Below are 19,894 nucleotides of genomic sequence, written 5' to 3'. Positions count from 1 at the left end.
AGGACGGAGCGTGGCCGCGCCTCAGCCCTCCGGCTTGGGCATGAGTCCCGCCGCGATCGCCGCGCCATAGGCCTGGGCGACGAAATCCATCATCGCGTTCGACGAAGGCGAGGCGGCGGCGAAGGCGGGCTGCTCGTGCGTCTCGCGGGCGACGTCGCGCAGCTTGCGGGTCAGCGCCGGATCGCCGCCGGTCGCCTCGAACACCTTGCCCATCCAGCGCCGGGCGAGGTCCATCGCCTCGGGCGAGCCGGGGTCGCCGGCCCGTATCAAACGCCCCGCCTCGGCGAGCAGCGCGTCCCAGCCGGTATCGGGCATCGCCATGCCGGCATAGCCATTGGCGGCGAGCGTCGCGCGATCCTCGGAAGTGAAATGCCTGGCGGCAATGTTTTCATAGGCGGCGGCGAGGGTTTCGTCGGGCGTATCGGTCATCACGGTTTCCTTGGTCAGGTCCATCAGGTCGTCCGAGGAAAGGCCGCCTTGTGCAGCCAGCCGGGCCTGCGCCGCCCCCAGGAGCCGCAGCGCCTGGTCGATGCGTGCGGCCTCCTGGCGCAGCACCTGCTCGTGCAGCGCGAGGAAGGCCGCCAGGTCGGGCAGTCCGCCGGAGAGGAGCTGGGCGATCCGCGCGAGCGGGAAGCCGAAGCTCTTGAGCGCGAGGATCTGGTGGAGCCGGGCGATCTGCTCGGGCCCATAGACGCGCCATCCCGCCGCGGTCCGCTCGGCCCGGACCAGGCCCTGTGCCTCGTAGAGGCGCAGCGCCTTGCCGCTGACGCCCAGGCGGCGCGCGGCTTCGGCGGAGCGGAGAGACGGACCAGGCTTGGCCAACACGGCATCCTTTCTCGAACGAATCACCCTATCGGGCCTGCCCCTGGGGCCGGCGCAAGCGGCGATTCACTTCAGGAAGGCGATGATCGCGTCGGAGAAGCTTTGAATCAGCGCGGCCGATCGATTATATATGTACGTATGGCGAAGGCGCATACGACCGAGACAATAGTCCGTGATTCTAAATCCGGGCGCTTTGTTACCGTTCGTGGCGCCGGAGCTTTGAAAGGGCACATCACGCTCAAGAAGAGCGTTGATCTTACAAAGCCCATTGCATCTCAAGCGGCAAAAGGCACGAGCCGACGCAAGCCCGAAACTGGCGCAAAGCGCTGATCATTGCCCGGGATTCTTCTCGATACGCACACGCTTTTCTGGCTTGTGAGTGGCGAGGAGGAGCTTCTTGAAGAAGCGTTGGTAGCGATTGGTGAAAATCAGGAAGCAGGAACGCTGTTCGTGTCGCCGGTTACCGCTTGGGAGCTATCCATTGCGACCAAGAAGAATCGGGTGGCTGGCCGGCCGCATTTGGGAGAGGATTCTCCCGGCCGTTGGTTTCGAGAAGCGGTACGGGTTACCGGGGCGAAGATTGTCCCTATCCGTCAGCGTATCTCATGCGAGGCGGCTGAAGTGGTAACCATCACCGGCCACAGGGATCCGGGAGACTGTTTCCTCATAGCCACGGCGCGTGTGCGGCGGATACCTCTCGTCACGCGAGATGGAATTATCCGGGCAATTGCGGGGGAAAAACCTGACTATCTCGATGTGATTGGATGCTGATCGCAGTAGTGCTCACAGCGCGAATTCCCCCACGATCACCGTGACGCACTTGCCGCCCAGGATCACCCGGTCGCCGGCGAGGCCGCAGGCGACATGGCCGCCGCGCTTGCTCGCCTGGAAGGCGCTGAACGTGTCGCGGCCGAGGCGCCTGGCCCAATAGGGCGTCAGCACCGAATGCGCCGAGCCGGTGACCGGATCCTCGTCGATGCCGGCGGCGGGGGCGAAGACGCGGCTGATCACGTCGGTGCCCTTGCCGGGCGCGGTGACGATGTTGAGCGTGTGGCCGATCGCGGCGAGCGCCTTGAAATCGGGCTTGAGCGCCAGCACCGCCTCGGCGCTGTCGAGCACGGTCAGGTCATAGCCGTTCGGATGCTGCCAGGTCTCGCCGAGATCGACGCCGAGCGCGTCGAGCAGGCCGGGGACTTCTGCGGGCTCGGGCGGATAGGCGGGGAGCGCCATGGCATAGGCATCTCCGTCGCGGCGCACTTCGAGCACGCCGGCCTTGCGGGTGCGGAAGGTGACGCCGTCGCGCGCCGGATCGGCGGAGAGGATGAAATGGCCGCTCGCCAGCGTGGCATGGCCGCACAAGGCGACCTCGACCGCGGGAGTGAACCAGCGCAGCTCGAAATCGGCCGCGCCGCTGGCATCGGGGAGGAGGAAGGCGGTCTCGGCGACATTGTTCTCCTCGGCGATCGCCTGGAGAACGTCGTCGGCCAGCCATTCGCCGAGCGGCATCACCGCGGCCTGGTTGCCGGTGAAGGCACGGTCGGCAAAGGCGTCGATCTGGGCGAAAGGCAGGATCACGGGGCGTCCTTCAGCAGATTGGCTTCGATCATCGGGTTTTCGGGCTCGTCGACATGGCCCTCGGGATCGACATGGATCAGGATCTCGGTGCCGGGGAATGCCGCGCACAGCTCCTTCTCCAGCGCCTCGACCACGTCATGCGCCTCGAGGATCGTCATCGCCGGATTCATCGCGATGTGGAACTGGACGAAGTCGAGGTTGCCGCTCGAGCGCGTGCGCAGGTCGTGCAGGCTCCGGAGCGCGGGGTTGCGCGCCGCGACCTCGACGAATGCGTTCCGCTTCTCCTCGGGCCATTCCTTGTCCATCAGCTGGTCGATCGCGGCTTCGGACGCGCGCCAGGCGCCGAACAGCAGCCAGAAGGCAATGGCGATGCCGAACAGCGGGTCGGCGCCGCGCAGCCCCCAGGCATCGAGCAGCAGCGCGGCGATCACCGAGGCATTGAGCAGCAGGTCGGAGGTATAATGGATCCGATCGGTGCCGATCGCGACCGAGCGGGTCTGGCGGACGACATGCGCCTGGTAGCGGGTGAGCGCGAGCGTGACGGCGATCGCGACCAGGCTCACCGCAATGCCAGATTCGGGCGAGGCAGCGATGTCGCCGGTGCGGAAGCGATCGATCGCGCGGATCAGGATGGCGAGCGCCGAGACGGCGATGACGACGACCTGGAGCAGCGCGGCGAGCGCCTCGGCCTTGCCGTGCCCGAAGCGGTGCTTCTCGTCGGCCGGCTGCGCCGCCCAATGGACGCCGCCCAGGGTGACCAAAGAAGCGAACAGGTCGAGCACCGAATCGGCCAGGCTGGCGAGCACCGCGACCGAGCCGGTCTGGACGACGGCCCATGCCTTGAGCCCGCCGAGCAGCAGCGCGCTGCAGACGCTGGCGATGGCGGCGCGGCGGGCGAGGTTGGTCACGGCCAGATACTCACGGGTAGAGCAGGCCTTCGGACCAGCCGCCATCGGCGCGGGTGAACAGCCGGCGCTCGTGCAGGCGGTGGGCGCGGTCCTGCCAGAATTCGATTCGCGACGGGGTGACGCGGTACCCGCCCCAATGCGGCGGACGGGGCACGTCCTGCCCTTCGAAGCGCGCCTTGGCCGCTTCGAAGCGCGCCTCGAAGGTCTCGCGGCTGTCGAGCGGGCGCGACTGGTCCGACGCCCAGGCGCCGAGCTGCGAATCGCGGGCGCGGCTGGCGAAATAGGCGTCGCTCTCGGCATCGGTCGCGAAGCTGACCGGGCCCTCGATGCGGATCTGGCGGCGCAGCGACTTCCAGTGGAACAGCAAGGCGACCTTGGCGCCGTCGTGCAGGTCCTGCGCCTTGCGGCTCTCGCGGTTGGTGTAGAAGACGAAGCCGTCCGGGCCGTGGCCCTTGAGCAGCACCATCCGCACCGAGGGCTGGAGGTCGGCATTCACCGTCGCCAGGGCCATCGCGTTCGAGTCGTTGGGCTCGCTCGCCCGGGCTTCCTGATACCAGGCGTCGAACAGTTCGAAGGGATCGGTGCGCATGCGCCGCGCTCTACCGCCCCACTAAAGAGGTGTCGAGGAACGACTCCTTTGCTGGCACATTGAATCGGCTTCGCAACGAAGGAGGCGAGTGATGGCGGCGCGGGCTTATTGGCAGGGGCAGATACGGCTGGCGCTCGTCTCGATCCCCGTCGAGATCTACACCGCGACCAAATCGGGCGCGCAGATCAGCTTCCACCAGATCCACGAGCCGAGCGGCAAGCGGATCAAGTATGAGAAGGTCGCGCCGGGGCTGGGCGCGGTCGAGCCCGACGAGATCGTGAAGGGGTTCGAGGTCGAGAAGGGCGAATATGTCCTGCTCGAGCAGGACGAGATCGACGCGGTGAAGCTCGAATCGAAGAAGACGCTCGAGCTCACCCAGTTCGTCGACGCCGACGAGATCGACGTGCTCTATTATGAGCGGCCCTATTTCGTCGTGCCCGCCGACGATCTCGCGGAAGAGGCGTTCATCGTGCTGCGCGAGGCACTGAAGCGGACGCGCAAGGTCGGGCTGGGCCAGCTGGCGATGCGCGGGCGCGAATATGTGGTGAGCCTCAAGCCGTGCGGGCGCGGCATGGTGCTGGAGACGCTGCGCTATGCCGATGAGGTCAACAAGGCGCAGGGCTATTTCCGCGACATCCCCGATGACGCGCCCGATCCCGAGCTGTTGGGGCTGGCCGAGAGCCTGATCGGCAAGAAGGTGGCAAAGTTCGATCCCGGCGCGTTCCACGATCGCTATGTCGATGCGCTGCACGAGCTGATCGAGCGCAAGAAGAAGGCCAAGGGCCGCAAGATCATCGAGGACAAGGACGAGGGCAGCGCCGCGCGCGGCTCGAACGTGGTCGACCTGATGGCGGCGCTCAAGAAGTCGCTCGAGAAGCCCGAGGCAAAGACCAGCAAGGCCGTGAAGACCAGGCCGGTGAAGGAAGACAAGGCGCCCGCGAAGAAGGCGCCGGCGCGGAAGCGGGCATAAATGGCGACCGATCCCCTCGCGAAGTACAACGCCAAGCGCGATTTCGCCAAGACCGCGGAGCCGGCGGGCAAGATCGCCAAGGGCACGGGCCATCGCTTCATGGTCCAGAAGCATGACGCGACGCGGCTCCACTGGGACTTCCGGCTCGAGATCGACGGGGTGCTCAAGAGCTGGGCGGTGACGCGCGGGCCGAGCCTCGATCCGAACGAGAAGCGGCTGGCGGTGCGCACCGAGGATCACCCGCTCTCCTATGCCGATTTCGAGGGGACGATCCCCAAGGGACAATATGGCGGCGGCACGGTGATGCTGTGGGACGACGGCCAATGGGCGCCGATTCCGGGCAAGAGCGCGAAGGACCTGGAGAAGGGCCATCTCCACTTCACGCTCGAGGGCGAGCGGATGCAGGGCGAGTGGCTGCTGATCCGCCTGAAGCCGCGCGGCAAGCAGAAGAACGAGAACTGGCTGCTGCGCAAGATCGACGACCAATTTGCCGGCGCGACCGACGCGCTGGTCGAGACCGCGCTGACCAGTGTCAAGACCGGGCGGACGATGCAGGAGATCGCGGAGGGGGTGAAGCCATCCAAGATCCTCCCCGGCAGGGGGAGGGGGACCAGCGCAGCTGGTGGAGGGGGAGCGCCACAGGCGGATCGCGCGCGGAAGGCCCCCTCCACCACCGCTGCGCGGCGGTCCCCCTCCCCCTCTGGGGGAGGAATGAAGAATCCCAAGTTCCGCCCGCCCCAGCTCGCCACGCTGGTCGACACGGTGCCGGCGGGCAACCAGTGGCTGCACGAGGTGAAATATGACGGCTATCGCGCGCTGCTCAGCCTCGGCGGCAAGGGCCCGAAAATCTACACGCGCACCGGGCTCGACTGGACCGATCGCTTCCCCGGCATCGCCGAAGCGGCGAAATCGCTGCCCGGGCCGGCGCTGATCGACGGCGAGATCGTCGCGTTCAAGGACGGCAAGCCCGATTTCTCCTCGCTGCAGGAGGCGCTGTCCAGCGGCGGCGAGGGGCTGACGATGTTCGCCTTCGACCTGCTCGAAGCCGGCGGCGAGGACCTGACCAAGCTGCCCCAGCTCGCCCGCAAGGAGCGGCTGCGCGCGCTGCTCGCGGGCGCCGACCCGCGCATCCAGTTCTCCGAACATGTGCTGGGCAGCGGCGAGAAGCTGTTCGAGACGATGTGCCGCGAAGGCTATGAGGGCGTGGTCTCCAAGCGCGCCGATGCGCCCTATCGCGGCACGCGGAGCAAGGCCTGGCTCAAGACCAAGTGCATCCGCCGCCAGGAATTCGTGATCCTCGGCTGGTCGCCCTCCACCGCCAGGGGGCGCGGCTTCCGCTCGCTGCTGCTCGGGGTGAACGGGCCCGACGGCCTCGTCTATGCCGGCAAGGTCGGCACCGGCTTTACGATGGACACGCTGCACGACCTGCGCAGCCGCTTCGACAAGATCGCCGCCGACAAGCCCGCCGCCGAGGTGCCCCGGGCCGAGGCGCGCGGCGCGCATTGGCTGAAGCCCAGCCTGGTCGCGGAAGTCGCCTTTGCCGAGTTCACTGCCGAGAATGTCGTGCGCCACGCAAGCTTCATCGGGCTGCGCGAGGACAAGAAGGCGAAGGAGGTGGTCGCGGAGAAGCCCGCGCCGCTGCCCGAGCCGCCGCACTCGGCGATCAGGATCAGCAGCCGCGAGCGGGTGATCTTCCCCGGCGACGGGCTGACCAAGGGCGACCTGGCCGACTATTATCTCGCGACCGCGCCGATCCTGCTGCCCTGGCTCGCCAACCGCCCGATCAGCCTGGTCCGCTGCCCGCAGGGCCGGGCGCGCGCCTGCTTCTTCCAGAAGCACGACGCCGGCAGCTTCGGCGAGCAGGTCCATCAGGTCGACATTCGCGAGAAGGACGGATCGGTCGAGCCTTATCTCTATGTCAGCGATGCCGACGGGATCCTGGCCTGCGTCCAGATGGGCACGATCGAGTTCCATGGCTGGGGCAGCCTGGTCGCCGATGTCGAGAAGCCCGACCGGCTGGTGTTCGACCTCGATCCCGACGAGGGGCTCGACTGGGCCGATGTGAAGCAGGCGGCGGCGGACCTGAAGGACCATCTCGCCGATATCGGGCTGACCAGCTGGCCGTTGCTGTCGGGCGGCAAGGGCGTGCACGTGGTGGTGCCGCTGGTGCCCAAGGCCGAATGGCCCGAGGCGAAGAGCTTCTGCGAGCGCTTCGCCCGGGCGCTGAGCGAAGCCGAGCCCGGGCGCTTCACCGCCAACCTCAAAAAGGTGCACCGCAAGGGCAAGATCTTCATCGACTATCTGCGCAACCAGCGCGGCAGCACCGCCGTGCTCCCCTATGTCGCGCGTGCCCGCGAAGGCGCGCCGGTGGCGGCGCCGGTCACCTGGAGCGAGCTGCGCGAGATCGACAGCCCCAAGCATTTCTCGATCCGCGACACAGCGGAATTGCTCGAGCGCGCCACCGGCCGCGCGCTGCAGGGCTGGGGTCTCGCCGACCAGGTGCTGCCGGACGTCTAGCGCACTCGCTCGACGGTGACGCCCGGGCCGAGTAGCCGCAGCACGCTGTCCGGCCCGACCAGGTGCATCGTGCCGACCGCGACGAAGTAATGCCCCTTGCCGGCGAGCATCGTGCGCAGCTCCTCGGCCCAGCGGCGATTCCGCTCGACGATCACGGCCTGGTAGACGCGCGGGGTCGCGCGCAACGGCGCCAGGCTGATCGCGTCGATCGCCTCGGCATCGCCGGTGCGCCATGCCCGGACGAGCTTTTCCAGTTCGACCGGCGCGACGTCGAAATCCGCGAGCGTCTTGCGCAGGAAACCGAGCTGACCTTCTTCGGGAAAGTTCGAGAGCATGCGCATCTCGTCAGCCAGGCTCTCCAGCCCGAGCACCGGCTTGCCCGCAGCGATCGCGTCCCGACGCAGCGCCAGGTCGATTCCCGAGGCGGGATCGAAGCCGCCGCGCAGGATTACCGCCGAGGACAGCATCACGCCGGCGAGCCAGGGGCGCATCGGATCGAGCTGCGCCGCGCTGCGCCCCATCGCCGCCGCTGCCTGGCCGAGCCGTGCCTGCTCGGCGGGCGTGAGCAACGAGGAGAGCGGGCGATCGGGCGACAGGCCATAGCGCTGGACGAGCGGGGCGACCGCGGCCTGGTTATCGGGGTCGGCGATCTCCAGCACCAGCGTCTCCGACGCCTTGAGCGCGGCGGCAACCTTGGGGCTCTGCCAGGCCGTGCCGGGACGCATGAAATGGATCGTCCCGAACAGATAGATCGTCGTGTCGGCATCGCGGACTACCCAGAGTGCCGGATCGGCGGCAGCCTCGGCCGGCGCAGGCGGGGGCGCCGCGGTTTGCGCGGAAACTGGTCCCGCGGGCAGCAGGGCGAGACAGGCAAGCAGGCGGAAGCGACGTGCGATCATAGGGACCTCCAATGGGAAAGGCGCGCGTCTTCGCTCGCCGCGGGGCTGGCGCGGCGTGACGGCGGTGGGAGCGGAAGCGGGTTAGCGGGTCAGGCGGCGGCGTCTTCGCGGGCTGCGCTCGCCCGTCGTCATCGGCCCCCGGTGCCGCGGATCGAGCACCTTGCGGCGAGTCGGGGCCGCCCGCGCGTTGAAGACTCTGTCCATAAAATGACGTTTAGCTAAATATCGAAATGAGTCAAGCGTGCCTCAGCGTGCGAGGCGCCCGGCGCGCAGCCAGGCGCCGAGGCGCCTGCGGATCGGCACGTCCCACCCGGCATAGGCCGCCCAGGCGACCAGCAGCAGGAACGGCACCAGCGCGGTGCCGATCGCGAGCAGTTCGCCGGTCGAGGCCCGGCCGGTCGCGACGAAGTTCATCCAGACATAGAGGAAGGGGAAATGGGTGATGTAGATCGGGTAGGAGATGCGCCCGCTCGCCTTGCACAGCCAGAGCATGCCGCGCCCGGGCTCCGAATGGCGGCCGGCGACGAGGATCGCGGGGAAGAGCAGCACGACGCATAGCGCCTCGTAGAGCCCGTTGACCTTGATCCCGCCGATCGGCGCCAGCGTGGGGAAGGCCGTGATCGCGAGCATCGCCAACGACAGCGGCAGCCAGCCGAGCCGCAGCCTGGGCAGCCGGTCGCGGACCCGGAAGAGCCACAGCCCGGTGACGAACGGGAAGCACAGCCGCACCGGCGCCATCCAGAAGGTCTCCCAATAGGAGCCCTGGTCGAGCGAGCCGAACATCGTGGCAGTGACGATCAGCAGGATCCCGCTCAGCACCGCGATCGCCGCGAGCGCGGCGTTGGGCAGACGGCGCAGCAGCAGCGCATAGGCGAGGCTGCCGATATATTCCTGGAACAGCGTCCAGATCGGGCCATTGAGCGGATGCGTGTCGGTCCAGCGATTGGGCAGCGACCAGGTCGGCAGCGCGAACAGGCACATCGCGAAGGCCGTCAGCACCGCGCGCAGCGGCGTGGCCGCCTGGGCCGGCGTGGCGAAGGGATCGAGCAGATAGCTCGCCAGCCCGAGCAGCGCGCCGAGGACGACCAGCGGGTGCAGCCGGATCAGCCGCAGCGCGAGGAAATGGCCGGTGGGCATCCTCGGCCAGCGATCGTCATAGGCATAGCCGAGCACGAATCCCGACAGCGCGAAGAAGAAATCGACTGCGAGCGGGGCATGGTGCAGCACCACCTTGGCGCCGTCCCACATCACGGTGATGCCCTGGATGTGGAACAGCACGACGAGCAGCGCCGCAGTGCCGCGCAGCCCGTCTAGCACCTCGAAATGCTCCTTGCCGGTCGCCGTGCGATCGGGCGTTTCCGCCTGCGCCGCGCCTGCTGCGATCTCCGCCATCCGCTCCCCCTTTTGCTTCTGCCTTGGTGTCGGTTCGCCCGGGAAATCGCAAGGCCGCGCCTGCGTCATCCGCTTAGTTGCAAATCACTCGCAATAGCGCTAATGGCCTCCGCGAAGCGCCGAGCAGGGCGTGCGAATCCGCCAAAAGGGGTCCTCAAGTTGAATCTGAAGCTTTCTCTCTGTCTCGGCGTGGCGCTGTCCGCGCTCGCCACGCCCGCCTTCGCCCAGACGGAAGACGCCCAGAAGCCTGCCGAGGACGGCGCGATCGTGGTCAGCGGCCGCTATACGATCCCCGACAAGATCGACACCGCCACGGGCCTCGGCCTCACCGTGCGCGAGACGCCGCAATCGGTGAGCATCGTCACGGCGCAGCGCATCCTCGACCAGAACCTGATCACCGTTGCCGACGTGATCGAGAATGGCGTGGGCGTCGCGGTCAACGAAGTCGATGACGTGCGCAACTCCTTCTATGCGCGCGGCTTCGAGATCCGGAACACGCAGATCGACGGCGTGCCGGCGGCCTGGACGCTGGCCGGCGCGAACGGCGAGACCAGCATGGACGTCTCGGTCTATGAGCGCGTCGAGATCGTGCGCGGCGCGACCGGTCTGCTGTCGGGCGCGGGCGACCCCTCCGCCTCGGTCAATCTCGTTCGCAAGCATGCCGATGCCAAGGACCTGACCGGCTATGTCAGCGCCTCCTATGGCAGCTGGAACACCTGGCGCTTCTCGGGCGATGTCGGCGGCGCGCTCACCGCCAATGGCCGTATCCGCGCCCGCGCCGTCGGCCGCTATGAGCAGGGCGACAGCTATATCGATCTCTACCACAACAAGAAGTACGTGCTGTACGGCGTGGTCGATGCCGATGTGACCGACTCCACGCTCGTCCGCGCCGGCGTGAGCTACCAGGATACCAAGCCGCAGGGCGCGCTGTGGGGCGCGCTGCCGACCTTCTATACCGACGGCACCACCACGCATCTCGCGCGCTCGCAGAGCACCGCGGCGGACTGGACGCGGTGGAACAGCACCAACCTCAACGTCTTCGCCACCGTGCGCCAGCAGATCGGCGAGAAGTGGAGCGTGATGCTCAACTACAACCGCCTGCGCAACGCCAGCGACACCCAGCTGCTCTACCTCTACGGCAATGTCGACAAGGCGACCGGCACGATCGAATCGAGCAATCCCTACAAATCGAAGGGCGAGAGCACGCAGGACAGCTTCGACGGGCAGATCAAGGGTGCCGTCACCTTGTTCGGCCGCGACCATGAAGTCGTGCTCGGCGCGCTGCACTCGATCCTCAACCGCCACACCGACAATTATGTGGCGCCGTACACGCGCAACAATCCGGCCTGGGGTGCCGGGCTGAACGACTGGGCGGCGAACGTGCCGCTCGTCGGCGAGGGCGGCGCGGCCTTCCCCGAGCCGGTCTGGGGCACCACGCCGGTCCGCAACGAGCAGGAGCGGATCGTCCAGGACGGCTATTACGGCGCGGTGCGGCTCAACGTCGCCGATCCGTTCAAGATCATCGCGGGCGGGCGCATCGCCAGCTGGCACCAGACCGGCTTCGCCTGGAGCGGGCCGAGCGATTATGGCGACGACAACGTCTTCATCCCCTATCTCGGCGCGCTGCTCGACATCACCTCGAACCACCGGCTCTATGCGAGCTTCACCAAGATCTTCCAGCCGCAGAACCTGTACGACCGCAACCTCAACCTGCTCGATCCGCTGCAGGGCAAGGCTTATGAGGTCGGCGTGAAGAGCGCCTTCTTCAACGAGGCGCTGCAGACCTCGGTCGCGCTGTTCCGCATCGAGCAGGACAATGTCGGCCAGGTCGACGGGCTGCCGATCCCGGTCGCCGGCGGCCAGACGCTCCAGCCCTATCGCGCCGCCGACGGCGTGGTCAGCCAGGGCTTCGAGATCGAGGCGACCGGCCGGCCGCTGCCGGGCTGGAACATCAATTTCGGCTACAGCCAGTTCAAGGCCGAGGACGCCAATGACGTGCCGGCGAACACCGACCAGCCGCGCCGGCTGCTGAAGCTGTTCACCACCTACACGGTCGATCGCTTCACGATCGGCGGCGGCGTGAACTATCGCAGCAAGGCCTATTCGACCGGCACCAACCCCGTCACCGCCGCACCCTTCACCTTCCTGCAGGACGGCTATGCGCTGGTGAACCTGATGGCGCGCTTCGCGGTGACCGAGCGGCTCCAGCTCCAGGCCAATGTCGAGAACCTGCTCGACAAGACCTATTACAGCCAGGTCGGCTTCTACAGCCAGTATCGCTATGGTTCGCCGCGCAACTTCACGGTGGGCGCGAGCTACAAGTTCTGAGATCCGGGCGGGGAAGGTATCGCGCCTTCCCCGTTCCATGTTGCCACGCAGCAGGGATTGCCCCACTAGTCCCCCCGAGTAGCTGGGGACGATATTTGGCGAGCAGCGCCGCATCTCTGTTCGACGCGGGCGTGATCGCCGACCGGTGGATCGCGGACTATTGCGCGTCCGGCCGCGACGACGACATGCTGTGCACGCGGGGTGCCGGCGATACCGCGTGGCAGGCGATGTTCGAGGAGCTGGCCGGGCTCGCCGGCGAGAGCCTGGAGACGGCGCGCGAGCGGGCGCACCGCCATGCCGAGGATATCGGCACCGGCTTCCGCATCGCCGGCGAAGGGGAGGAGCGGCCCTGGCCGCTCTCGCCCGTGCCGCTGCTGATCCCCCAGGCCGAATGGCAGACCATCGCCGCCGGCATCGCCCAGCGCGCCGAAGTGCTCGAGGCCGTGCTCGCCGACCTCTACGGCGCGGGCAGGCTCGTCGCCGACGGCCATGTTCCCGCCGCGGTCGTCACCGGCAGCCCGTTCTTCCTGCGCCCGCTGACCAATCTCGTGCCGCCCGGCGGCTATCACCTCCAGGCCGTGGCGATGGACCTGTGCCGCGGGCCGGACGGCAGCTGGCGCGTGCTCACCGACCATCTGCGGGCGCCCGCCGGCGCCGGCTATGCGCTCGAGAACCGGCTGGCGATGGCGCAGACGCTGGACGGCCTGCAGACCCGGCTCAACATCGCCCGCCACGCGCCCTTCTTCGCCGCCTTCCGCGAAGGGCTGGCCGCGCGCTGCCGCCGCGCCGAGCCGCGCATCGCGCTGCTCACGCCCGGACGGTTCAACCCGAGCTATGCCGAGCAGGCGCATCTCGCGCGCTATCTCGGCTGGCTGCTGGTCGAGGGGGCCGATCTCGCGGTGCTCGACGAGCAGCTCTATGTGCGCACCATCGCCGGGCTGAAGCGCGTCGATGCGCTGTGGCGCCGCGTCGATCCGCGGCTGATCGATCCGCTAGCGCTCGACAGCCATTCGACGATCGGCGTGCCCGGACTGGTCGATGCGATGGTCGCCGGCAATGTCGTGATCGCCAATGCGCCGGGCGCTGCGCTGCTCGAGGCGCCGGCCTTCTCCGCCTTCCTGCCCAGGCTCGCCGAACTGCTGACCGGCGCGCCGCTCCAGCTCCCCAATATCGCGACCTGGTGGTGCGGGCAGGACGAGGCGCGCGGCCATGTCGAGGCCGAGCTCGACCGGCTTCTGGTCAAGCCGGCGTTCGGCGCCACGCCGCTGGGCCTGCCCGAGGGCAAGCCGGTGCTGGGCAGCGCGCTCAGCGGCGAGGCGCGCGCCGCGCTGCTCGCCGACATGGCGCGCCGGCCGCAGGATTATGTCGGGCAGGAGATCGTCCATCTCTCGACCATGCCGGTGGTCGCCGACGACCGGCTCGCCGCGCGCCCCTTCACGCTGCGGGTATTCGCTGCGCGCGGGGCGGACGGCGCCTGGACGGTGCTGCCCGGCGGCTTTGCCCGGATCGGCGAGCATGCCGATGCCCGCGCCGCGGTGATGGGCGAGGGCATGTGGTCGGCGGATGTCTGCGTCCACGGCCCCGAGGCGGTCGAGCCGGTCTCGCTGCTTCCCTCGGGCGACACCACCCAGCTGCGTCGCAATCCCGGCACGCTGCCCAGCCGCGTTGCCGACAACATGTTCTGGCTCGGCCGCTATCTGGAGCGCGGCGAGGCGCAGCTGGGCGTGATCCGGGTGCTGCTCGGCAATTCGATCAGCGCGGATACCGGCGCGGCGCTCGCCGCCGATACGGTGCGCCGCCTCGCCGACATCCTGGTCGCCAGCAACGCGGCACCGGTGCCGCCGGGCCTCAAGCGCGCGGACCTGACGCAGCTTGCCCGCACCGCGCTCGAGGATGGCGAGGGCTGGTACAGCGTCGCTGCGATCAACGCCCAGGCCAAGGGCATCGGCGAAGTCTCGCGCGACCGGCTGGCGGCGGACATGGTGCGCCTGCTCGACGCGCCCTTCCCGACGCGCGGCACGCTGCTCGAAAAGGCCGGATCGCTCCAGCGCCGCTATTCCGCGCTGGCCGGGCTCGCCGCCGAGCATATGGGGCGCACCGATGCCTGGCGCTTTCACGACATGGGCCGCCGCGTCGAGCGCGCGATGGCGACGCTGCGCTTCCTGCGCGCCTTTGGCCGGAGCGACGCGACCAGCGACGATCTCGGCACGCTGCTCGACCTGGCGGACAGCCAGATCAGCTATCGCCAGCGCTACCTCACCGGGATCGGCCGGGTGCCGGTGCTCGATCTGGTGACGCTCGATCCGGGCAACCCGCGCGGCATCGCCTTCCAGGTCGCGGCGATCTCGGCGCACCTCAACAAGCTGCCGGTGCTGTCGGACGACGGGCTGGCCGAGCCGCAGCAGGAGCAGGCGCGCGAGCTCGCCGCGATCCTGGTGACGACCAACGCGATGCGGCTCGACGACACTCTCCTCGCCGGGCTCGACCTGCGCCTCGGCTTCCTCTCCGATGCGATCGCCCGGCGCTATTTCCTGCAGGGCTCCGAGCCGCTGCGCGCCGCCGGGCTCGTCCTCGCCTGATGCTCTATCGCATCCGCCATGTGACGCGGTTCGACTATGCCCAGCCGGTGGGCTTCGCGCGCTGCAATTTGCGGCTGAAGCCGATCCTGTGGTCGGGCCAGGAAGTGCTCGACTATGCGCTGTCGGTCGAGCCGGGCGGGCGCGTCTTTCCGGCGCGGGCAGAGGCGGGGCTCGCCAATGTCGTGCGGCTGGTGGTCGAGCAGCCGGCGAACATGCTGACCATCGAGAGCAGCGCGCGCGTCCGGGTCAACCGGCCGATCCCGGTGCCGTCGCCCACCGATCCCACGCTGGCCGAGATCGCCCGGCTGGCGCGCGCGAGCCGCGACATGTCGCCGGCCGGCCCCGCCGCCTATCTCTTTCCCTCGCCGCAGATCCCGCTCGATCCCGCGATCGCCGCCTGGTGCGCGCCCGATCTCGAGCCGACGCGCGGCGTGCTGGAGGCGGCCTATGCGCTCGCCAGCCAGATCCAGCGCGAATTCGATTTCGATCCCAGCGCGACCCTGGTCGATACGCCGCCGCGCGCCGCCTTCGACAAGCGGAGAGGGGTCTGCCAGGATTTTGCGCAGATCATGATCTCGGGGCTGCGCGCCGCCGGGCTGCCCGCCGCCTATGTCTCGGGCTATCTGCGCACGCTGCCGCCGCCGGGCCAGCCGCGGCTGGTCGGTGCCGATGCGACGCATGCCTGGGTGCTGGTCTGGGCCGGGCCGCAGCTGGGCTGGGTCGGCGTCGATCCGACCAACGGCATCTGGATGGCCGAGGACCATGTCGTGATGGCGATCGGCCGCGACTATGCCGAGATCGCGCCGATCGACGGCATCGTCCTGGGATCGGGCGCGCAGGACATGCATGTGTCGGTCGATGTCGAGCCGCTAGACGAGCCAGTGCAAGAACCCGCTGCCTGACCCTTGCGTTACACGCCAGAGACGCCGAAATACGGCGCGTCCAAAGGGGTATTGCGTGGCAGCTGATCCGTATTCCGTACTGAACGTGGCGCGTGGCGCGAGCGAGGCCGAGATCAAGAAGGCCTATCGCAAGCTCGCCAAGGAGCTGCATCCGGACCGCAACCGGGACAATCCCAAGGCGGCGGAGAAGTTCAGCCAGGTCACCTCGGCCTATGACCTGCTGACCGACAAGGACAAGCGCGCCCGCTTCGATCGCGGCGAGATCGACGGCGACGGCAACCCGACCAATCCGTTCGGCGGGTTCAGCCCCGGCGGGATGGGCGGCATGGGTGGCGGCCAGGGCGGTTTCCGCGCCGATTTCGGCGGCGGCGAGCCCGGCGGCTTCGGCGACATCTTCGAGGGGCTGTTCGGCGGCGCGCGGCGCGGCGGCGGCGGCTTTGCCGGCGGCTTCGGCGATTTCGGCCGGCGCCAGGCAGCCAAGGGCGCGAACGTGCCCTATCGTCTGGCGGTCAGCTTCGAGGACGCGGCCAGGCTCGCCACCCAGCGCATCACGCTGCGCGACGGAAAGACGATCGACCTCAAGCTCCCCGCCGGCGTCGAGACCGGCACCCAGATGCGGCTCGCCGGCAAGGGCGAGGACGGGCCGGGCGGCGCCGGCGATGCGATCGTGACGATCGAGGTGCAGCCGCACCGTTTCTACGAGCGCCAGGGCGACGATATCCGCCTCGAGCTGCCGGTCACGCTCTCCGAAGCGGTGCTCGGCGCCGAAGTGCGCGTGCCGACGCCGGACGGCGCGGTGATGCTCAAGGTTCCCAAGGGCTCCTCTTCGGGCAAGACGCTGCGCCTCAAGGGCCGCGGCTTCCACAAGAAGGGCGCCGGGCGCGGCGACCTGCTCGTCACGCTGATGGTCGAGCTGCCGGTCGATGACGATGCGCTGATCGAGTTTGCCCGGGGCTGGGACGACAAGGGGAACCCGCGTGGCCGCATGGGCGTCTAACGCTTTGTGACAACAGGGGAAGACGCAGCCGCTACGGAAGCGAAGCCGGGGCTTGGGTCCCGCATCCTCGGGCTGCTCGCCCGGATCGGCTTCGGCCCGAAATTCTGGCGGGTGACGAAGCGGGTGGTGCTCGGCACCTTCCAGGATGGGTTCACCTATGCCGGCAACCTGGCCTATCTGAGCCTGGTCACGCTCTTCCCCTTCTTCATCGTCGCCGCCGCGGTGGCGCAGCTGTTCGGCCGCAGCTCCGAGGGGATCCACACGCTCGAGGCGTTCCTCCACACCGTGCCGCCCGACGTCGCCGACCTGCTGCGCAAGCCGGTGTCGGACGTGCTGATGGCGCGGACCGGCAACCTGCTGTGGTTCGGCGCGATCGTCGGGCTGTGGACCGTGGCGGGCTTCATCGAGACGCTGCGCGGCATCCTGCGCCAGGCCTATGGCGTCCAGTCGCGCACGCCGTTCTGGCGCTACCGGCTCGGTGCGATCGGGATGATCATCGCCTCGGTGGTGCTGACGATGGCGGCGTTCAGCTTCCAGGTGATCCTGACCGGCGTCGAGCAGTTCCTCTACAACATCTTCCCCTGGGCGTCCGAAGCGCAGCGCATCGTCTCGCTCACCAAGATCGCGCCGGCGATCGCGCTGTTCGGCGCGCTCTACATGCTGTTCTACTCGCTGACGCCGAGCAAATACCGCAAGAGCAAATGCCCGAAATGGCCGGGTGCGCTGTTCACCGCGATCTGGTGGCTGCTGGTCACCGCGCTGCTGCCCAAGATCCTCGGCACGCTCGGCAATTACGACCTCACCTATGGCAGCCTGGCGGGCGTGATGATCGCGCTGATCTTCTTCTTCTTCGTCGGACTGGGCATGGTGATCGGCGCAGAGTTGAACGCGGCTCTGGCGGAAACGCCGGAAACGGGTTTAGAGGAGGCGCGACAAGAGGAGAATACACCGTCGTGACCGGATTGATGCAGGGCAAGCGCGGGCTGATCATGGGCCTGGCAAATGATCGCTCGCTGGCGTGGGGCATCGCCAAGCAGCTGCACGAGCAGGGCGCCGAGATGGCGTTCAGCTACCAGGGCGAGGCGCTGGGCAAGCGCGTGCGGCCGCTCGCCGACCAGATCGGCGCGGGCAAGCTGATCGAATGCGACGTGTCCGACATGGCGTCGCTCGACCGCGCCTTTGCCGAGCTCGCCGAGCATTGGCCGACGATCGACTTCGTCGTCCACGCGATCGGCTTTTCCGACAAGAACGAGCTGCGCGGCGGCTATGTCGACACCAGCCTCGACAATTTCCTGATGACGATGAACATCAGCGTCTATTCCTTCGTTGCGGTGGCGCAGCGCGCCCGGGCGATGATGCCCGATGGCGGCAGCCTGTTGACGCTGAGCTATTACGGCGCCGAGAAGGTGATCCCGCACTACAACGTCATGGGCGTCGCCAAGGCCGCGCTCGAGACCAGCGTCCAGTATCTCGCCGTCGACCTCGGGCGCGAGAACATCCGCGTCAACGCGATCTCGGCCGGCCCGATCAAGACGCTGGCGGCCAGCGGCATCGGCGACTTCCGCCTGATCCTCAAGTGGAACGAGCTCAACTCGCCCTTGAAGCGCAACGTCACGATCGAGGATGTCGGCGGCGCGGGCATGTACCTGCTTTCCGATCTCGCCTCGGGCGTGACTGGCGAGATCCACCATGTCGATGCCGGCTACAATGTCATCGGCATGAAGGCCGAGGACGCGCCCGACATCTCGCTCGTCTGATGTCCATCGCGATCCGCCCCGCCACCGGCGGGGACGTGGCGGCGATCGACGCGCTGCTGCGCCGTGCCTTTCCGGCGGAGGACGAGGCGCGGCTGGTCCAGCGGCTGTGCATCGATGGCGACATGGTGCTGACGCTGGTCGCGGACGACGAGGAGAGCGGCGCGCTCGCCGGCATGATCGCGTTCAGCCGGATGGAGGTGGAGATCGCCGGCAAGGCGATCGCCGCCGTAGCGCTCGCGCCGCTGGCGGTGGAGAAGGCGTGGCGCAAGCAGGGCGTCGGCGAGGCGCTGGTCCAGGCCGGGATCGCGCAGCTGGGCGCCGCCGGCGCGATGCTGTGCTTCGTGCTCGGCGAACCGGGTTATTATGCGCGCTTCGGCTTCGCGCCCGAATGGGCGAGCGGATTTGCCTCGCCCTATGCCGGTGCGTATCTGATGGCGCTGCCGCTTCAGGGTGGCGCCATGCCGTGCGGGATGCGCGGCGCCGCGACGCATGCACCGGCGTTCGCACAACTGGGCGGGGTAGAGTGAGCTTCAACACCTTCGGACGCGTTTTCCGGTTCACCACCTGGGGCGAGAGCCATGGCCCGGCGCTTGGCGCGGTCGTCGATGGCTGCCCGCCGGGGCTGCGCCTGTCCGAAGACGATATCCAGCCCTTCCTCGACAAGCGCCGCCCGGGCCAGTCGCGCTTCACCACCCAGCGCCAGGAGCCCGACCAGGTCCGTATCCTCTCGGGCATTTTCGAGGGGCGCAGCACGGGCACCCCGATCGCGCTCCACATCGACAATGTCGACCAGCGCTCGAAGGACTATTCGGACGTCGCCAAGGCCTATCGCCCCGGCCATGCCGACTATGCCTATGACGCGAAATACGGTTTCCGCGACTATCGCGGCGGCGGGCGCAGCTCGGCGCGCGAGACCGCGGCACGCGTGGCGGCGGGCGCCGTCGCCCGGCTGGTGATCCCCGAAGTGACGATCCTCGCCTGGGTCGAGGCGATCGGCGGCGATGCGATCGACTATGCCAATTTCGACGCCGCCGAGATCGGCAACAACCCGTTCTTCTGCCCCGATGCGGCGGCCGCCAAGCGCTGGGAAGTGCTGGTCGATGCCGCGCGCAAGTCGGGCTCGTCCTTGGGCGCGGTCGTTGCCTGCGAGGCGACGGGGGTGCCGCCAGGTTGGGGGGCGCCGCTCTACGCCAAGCTCGACAGCGAGCTGGCCGCGGCGTGCATGTCGATCAACGCCGTGAAGGGCGTCGAGATCGGCGACGGCTTCGCGGCGGCGGCGCTCAGCGGCGAGGAGAATGCCGATGCAATGCGCCCGGGCCCGGACGGCAAGCCCCATTTCCTCGCCAACCATGCCGGCGGCATCGCGGGCGGCATCTCGACCGGCCAGCCGGTGCGCGTGCGCGTGGCGTTCAAGCCGACCAGCTCGATCCTCACGCCGGTGGAGACGGTGACGCGGCCAAATGAAAACGGGGACTTCGAGGCGACCGAGATCATGACCAAGGGCCGCCACGATCCGTGCGTCGGCATCCGCGGCGTGCCGGTGGTCGAGGCGATGGTCGCGCTCGTGCTCGCCGACCAGAAGCTGCTCCACCGCGCGCAGGTTGGTTGAGCCCGGCTTAAGGAACGAGTGCGTCTTTTAACACGTTCTATTCCTGCAAA

At 68.3% G+C, this 19,894-nt stretch carries 17 protein-coding genes; 11 read left to right on the top strand and 6 right to left on the bottom strand.

Going from position 1 to position 19,894, the window contains the following annotated elements:
* Nucleotides 1–21: 21 nt before the first annotated feature.
* A complete protein-coding gene (locus tag ABLE38_RS08075) occupies nt 22–825 on the bottom strand; it encodes a MerR family transcriptional regulator (RefSeq protein ID WP_348973643.1) in 804 nt (267 codons plus the stop codon).
* 330 nt (nt 826–1,155) lie between these two features.
* On the opposite strand from ABLE38_RS08075, the gene ABLE38_RS08070 reads away from it, so the two are divergent.
* Nucleotides 1,156–1,593 (top strand): type II toxin-antitoxin system VapC family toxin, encoded by a 438-nt coding sequence (locus ABLE38_RS08070; protein ID WP_348973642.1) that lies wholly within the window; start codon nt 1,156–1,158, stop codon nt 1,591–1,593.
* Nucleotides 1,594–1,605: 12 nt separating this feature from the next.
* Here ABLE38_RS08070 and ABLE38_RS08065 read toward each other — a convergent pair whose 3' ends face one another.
* Genes ABLE38_RS08065 through pdxH form a run of 3 tightly spaced genes read right to left on the bottom strand, consistent with a single transcriptional unit; the run spans nt 1,606 to nt 3,894 of the window.
* Complete coding sequence (locus tag ABLE38_RS08065; protein ID WP_348973641.1) at nt 1,606–2,397, bottom strand: PhzF family phenazine biosynthesis protein; 792 nt, start codon at nt 2,395–2,397, stop codon at nt 1,606–1,608.
* Entirely contained in the window at nt 2,394–3,350 is a 957-nt protein-coding gene (locus ABLE38_RS08060) for a cation diffusion facilitator family transporter (RefSeq protein ID WP_348973640.1), read from the bottom strand. The genes ABLE38_RS08065 and ABLE38_RS08060 overlap by 4 nt, the downstream gene beginning before the upstream one ends.
* Entirely contained in the window at nt 3,316–3,894 is a 579-nt protein-coding gene (pdxH, locus tag ABLE38_RS08055) for a pyridoxamine 5'-phosphate oxidase (RefSeq protein ID WP_348973639.1), read from the bottom strand. The genes ABLE38_RS08060 and pdxH overlap by 35 nt, the downstream gene beginning before the upstream one ends.
* A 91-nt stretch (nt 3,895–3,985) precedes the next feature.
* Here pdxH and ABLE38_RS08050 point away from each other — a divergent pair, with 91 nt between their 5' ends.
* Nucleotides 3,986–4,864 (top strand): Ku protein, encoded by an 879-nt coding sequence (locus ABLE38_RS08050; RefSeq protein ID WP_348973638.1) that lies wholly within the window; start codon nt 3,986–3,988, stop codon nt 4,862–4,864.
* Complete coding sequence (gene ligD, locus ABLE38_RS08045; protein WP_348973637.1) at nt 4,865–7,381, top strand: DNA ligase D; 2,517 nt, start codon at nt 4,865–4,867, stop codon at nt 7,379–7,381.
* Here the strand turns inward: ligD and ABLE38_RS08040 are convergent.
* Both ABLE38_RS08040 and ABLE38_RS08035 read right to left on the bottom strand, forming a co-directional pair.
* A complete protein-coding gene (locus tag ABLE38_RS08040; RefSeq protein WP_348973636.1) occupies nt 7,378–8,280 on the bottom strand; it encodes a TraB/GumN family protein in 903 nt (300 codons plus the stop codon). The two genes, ligD and ABLE38_RS08040, sit on opposite strands and share 4 nt — an antisense overlap.
* A gap of 246 nt (nt 8,281–8,526) precedes the next feature.
* Nucleotides 8,527–9,672, bottom strand: coding sequence for an acyltransferase (locus ABLE38_RS08035; RefSeq protein ID WP_348973635.1), 1,146 nt, complete (start codon nt 9,670–9,672; stop codon nt 8,527–8,529).
* 159 nt (nt 9,673–9,831) lie between these two features.
* Between ABLE38_RS08035 and ABLE38_RS08030 the strand changes: the two genes are divergently transcribed.
* The 8 genes from ABLE38_RS08030 to aroC all read left to right on the top strand — a co-directional run bounded on the left by ABLE38_RS08030 (nt 9,832) and on the right by aroC (nt 19,844).
* On the top strand, nt 9,832–12,000 hold the full coding sequence (locus tag ABLE38_RS08030; RefSeq protein WP_348973634.1) for a TonB-dependent siderophore receptor: 2,169 nt from the start codon (nt 9,832–9,834) through the stop codon (nt 11,998–12,000).
* A gap of 95 nt (nt 12,001–12,095) precedes the next feature.
* Nucleotides 12,096–14,579 (top strand): circularly permuted type 2 ATP-grasp protein, encoded by a 2,484-nt coding sequence (locus tag ABLE38_RS08025; RefSeq protein ID WP_348973633.1) that lies wholly within the window; start codon nt 12,096–12,098, stop codon nt 14,577–14,579.
* Nucleotides 14,579–15,481: a transglutaminase family protein gene (locus tag ABLE38_RS08020; RefSeq protein ID WP_348973632.1), complete on the top strand. Its 903-nt coding sequence runs from the start codon at nt 14,579–14,581 to the stop codon at nt 15,479–15,481. The genes ABLE38_RS08025 and ABLE38_RS08020 overlap by 1 nt, the downstream gene beginning before the upstream one ends.
* 55 nt (nt 15,482–15,536) lie before the next feature.
* Nucleotides 15,537–16,478 (top strand): DnaJ C-terminal domain-containing protein, encoded by a 942-nt coding sequence (locus ABLE38_RS08015; RefSeq protein ID WP_348973631.1) that lies wholly within the window; start codon nt 15,537–15,539, stop codon nt 16,476–16,478.
* A gap of 6 nt (nt 16,479–16,484) precedes the next feature.
* Nucleotides 16,485–17,435, top strand: a complete 951-nt coding sequence (locus ABLE38_RS08010) for a YihY/virulence factor BrkB family protein (RefSeq protein ID WP_348973630.1) — start codon at nt 16,485–16,487, stop codon at nt 17,433–17,435.
* A complete protein-coding gene (gene fabI / locus ABLE38_RS08005) occupies nt 17,432–18,235 on the top strand; it encodes an enoyl-ACP reductase FabI (RefSeq protein WP_348973629.1) in 804 nt (267 codons plus the stop codon). The genes ABLE38_RS08010 and fabI overlap by 4 nt, the downstream gene beginning before the upstream one ends.
* Entirely contained in the window at nt 18,235–18,762 is a 528-nt protein-coding gene (locus ABLE38_RS08000; RefSeq protein WP_348973628.1) for an N-acetyltransferase, read from the top strand. The genes fabI and ABLE38_RS08000 overlap by 1 nt, the downstream gene beginning before the upstream one ends.
* Nucleotides 18,759–19,844, top strand: coding sequence for a chorismate synthase (aroC, locus tag ABLE38_RS07995; RefSeq protein WP_348973627.1), 1,086 nt, complete (start codon nt 18,759–18,761; stop codon nt 19,842–19,844). Before ABLE38_RS08000 ends, aroC begins: the two co-directional genes overlap by 4 nt.
* Nucleotides 19,845–19,894 lie beyond the last annotated feature (50 nt).

The sequence above is a fragment of the Sphingomonas sp. KR3-1 genome, assembly GCF_040049295.1.
Classification (GTDB): Bacteria; Pseudomonadota; Alphaproteobacteria; order Sphingomonadales; family Sphingomonadaceae; genus Sphingomonas.
The sequence above is the reverse complement of the archived record's forward strand: the minus strand, read 5'-3'. Positions and strand labels throughout refer to the sequence as shown.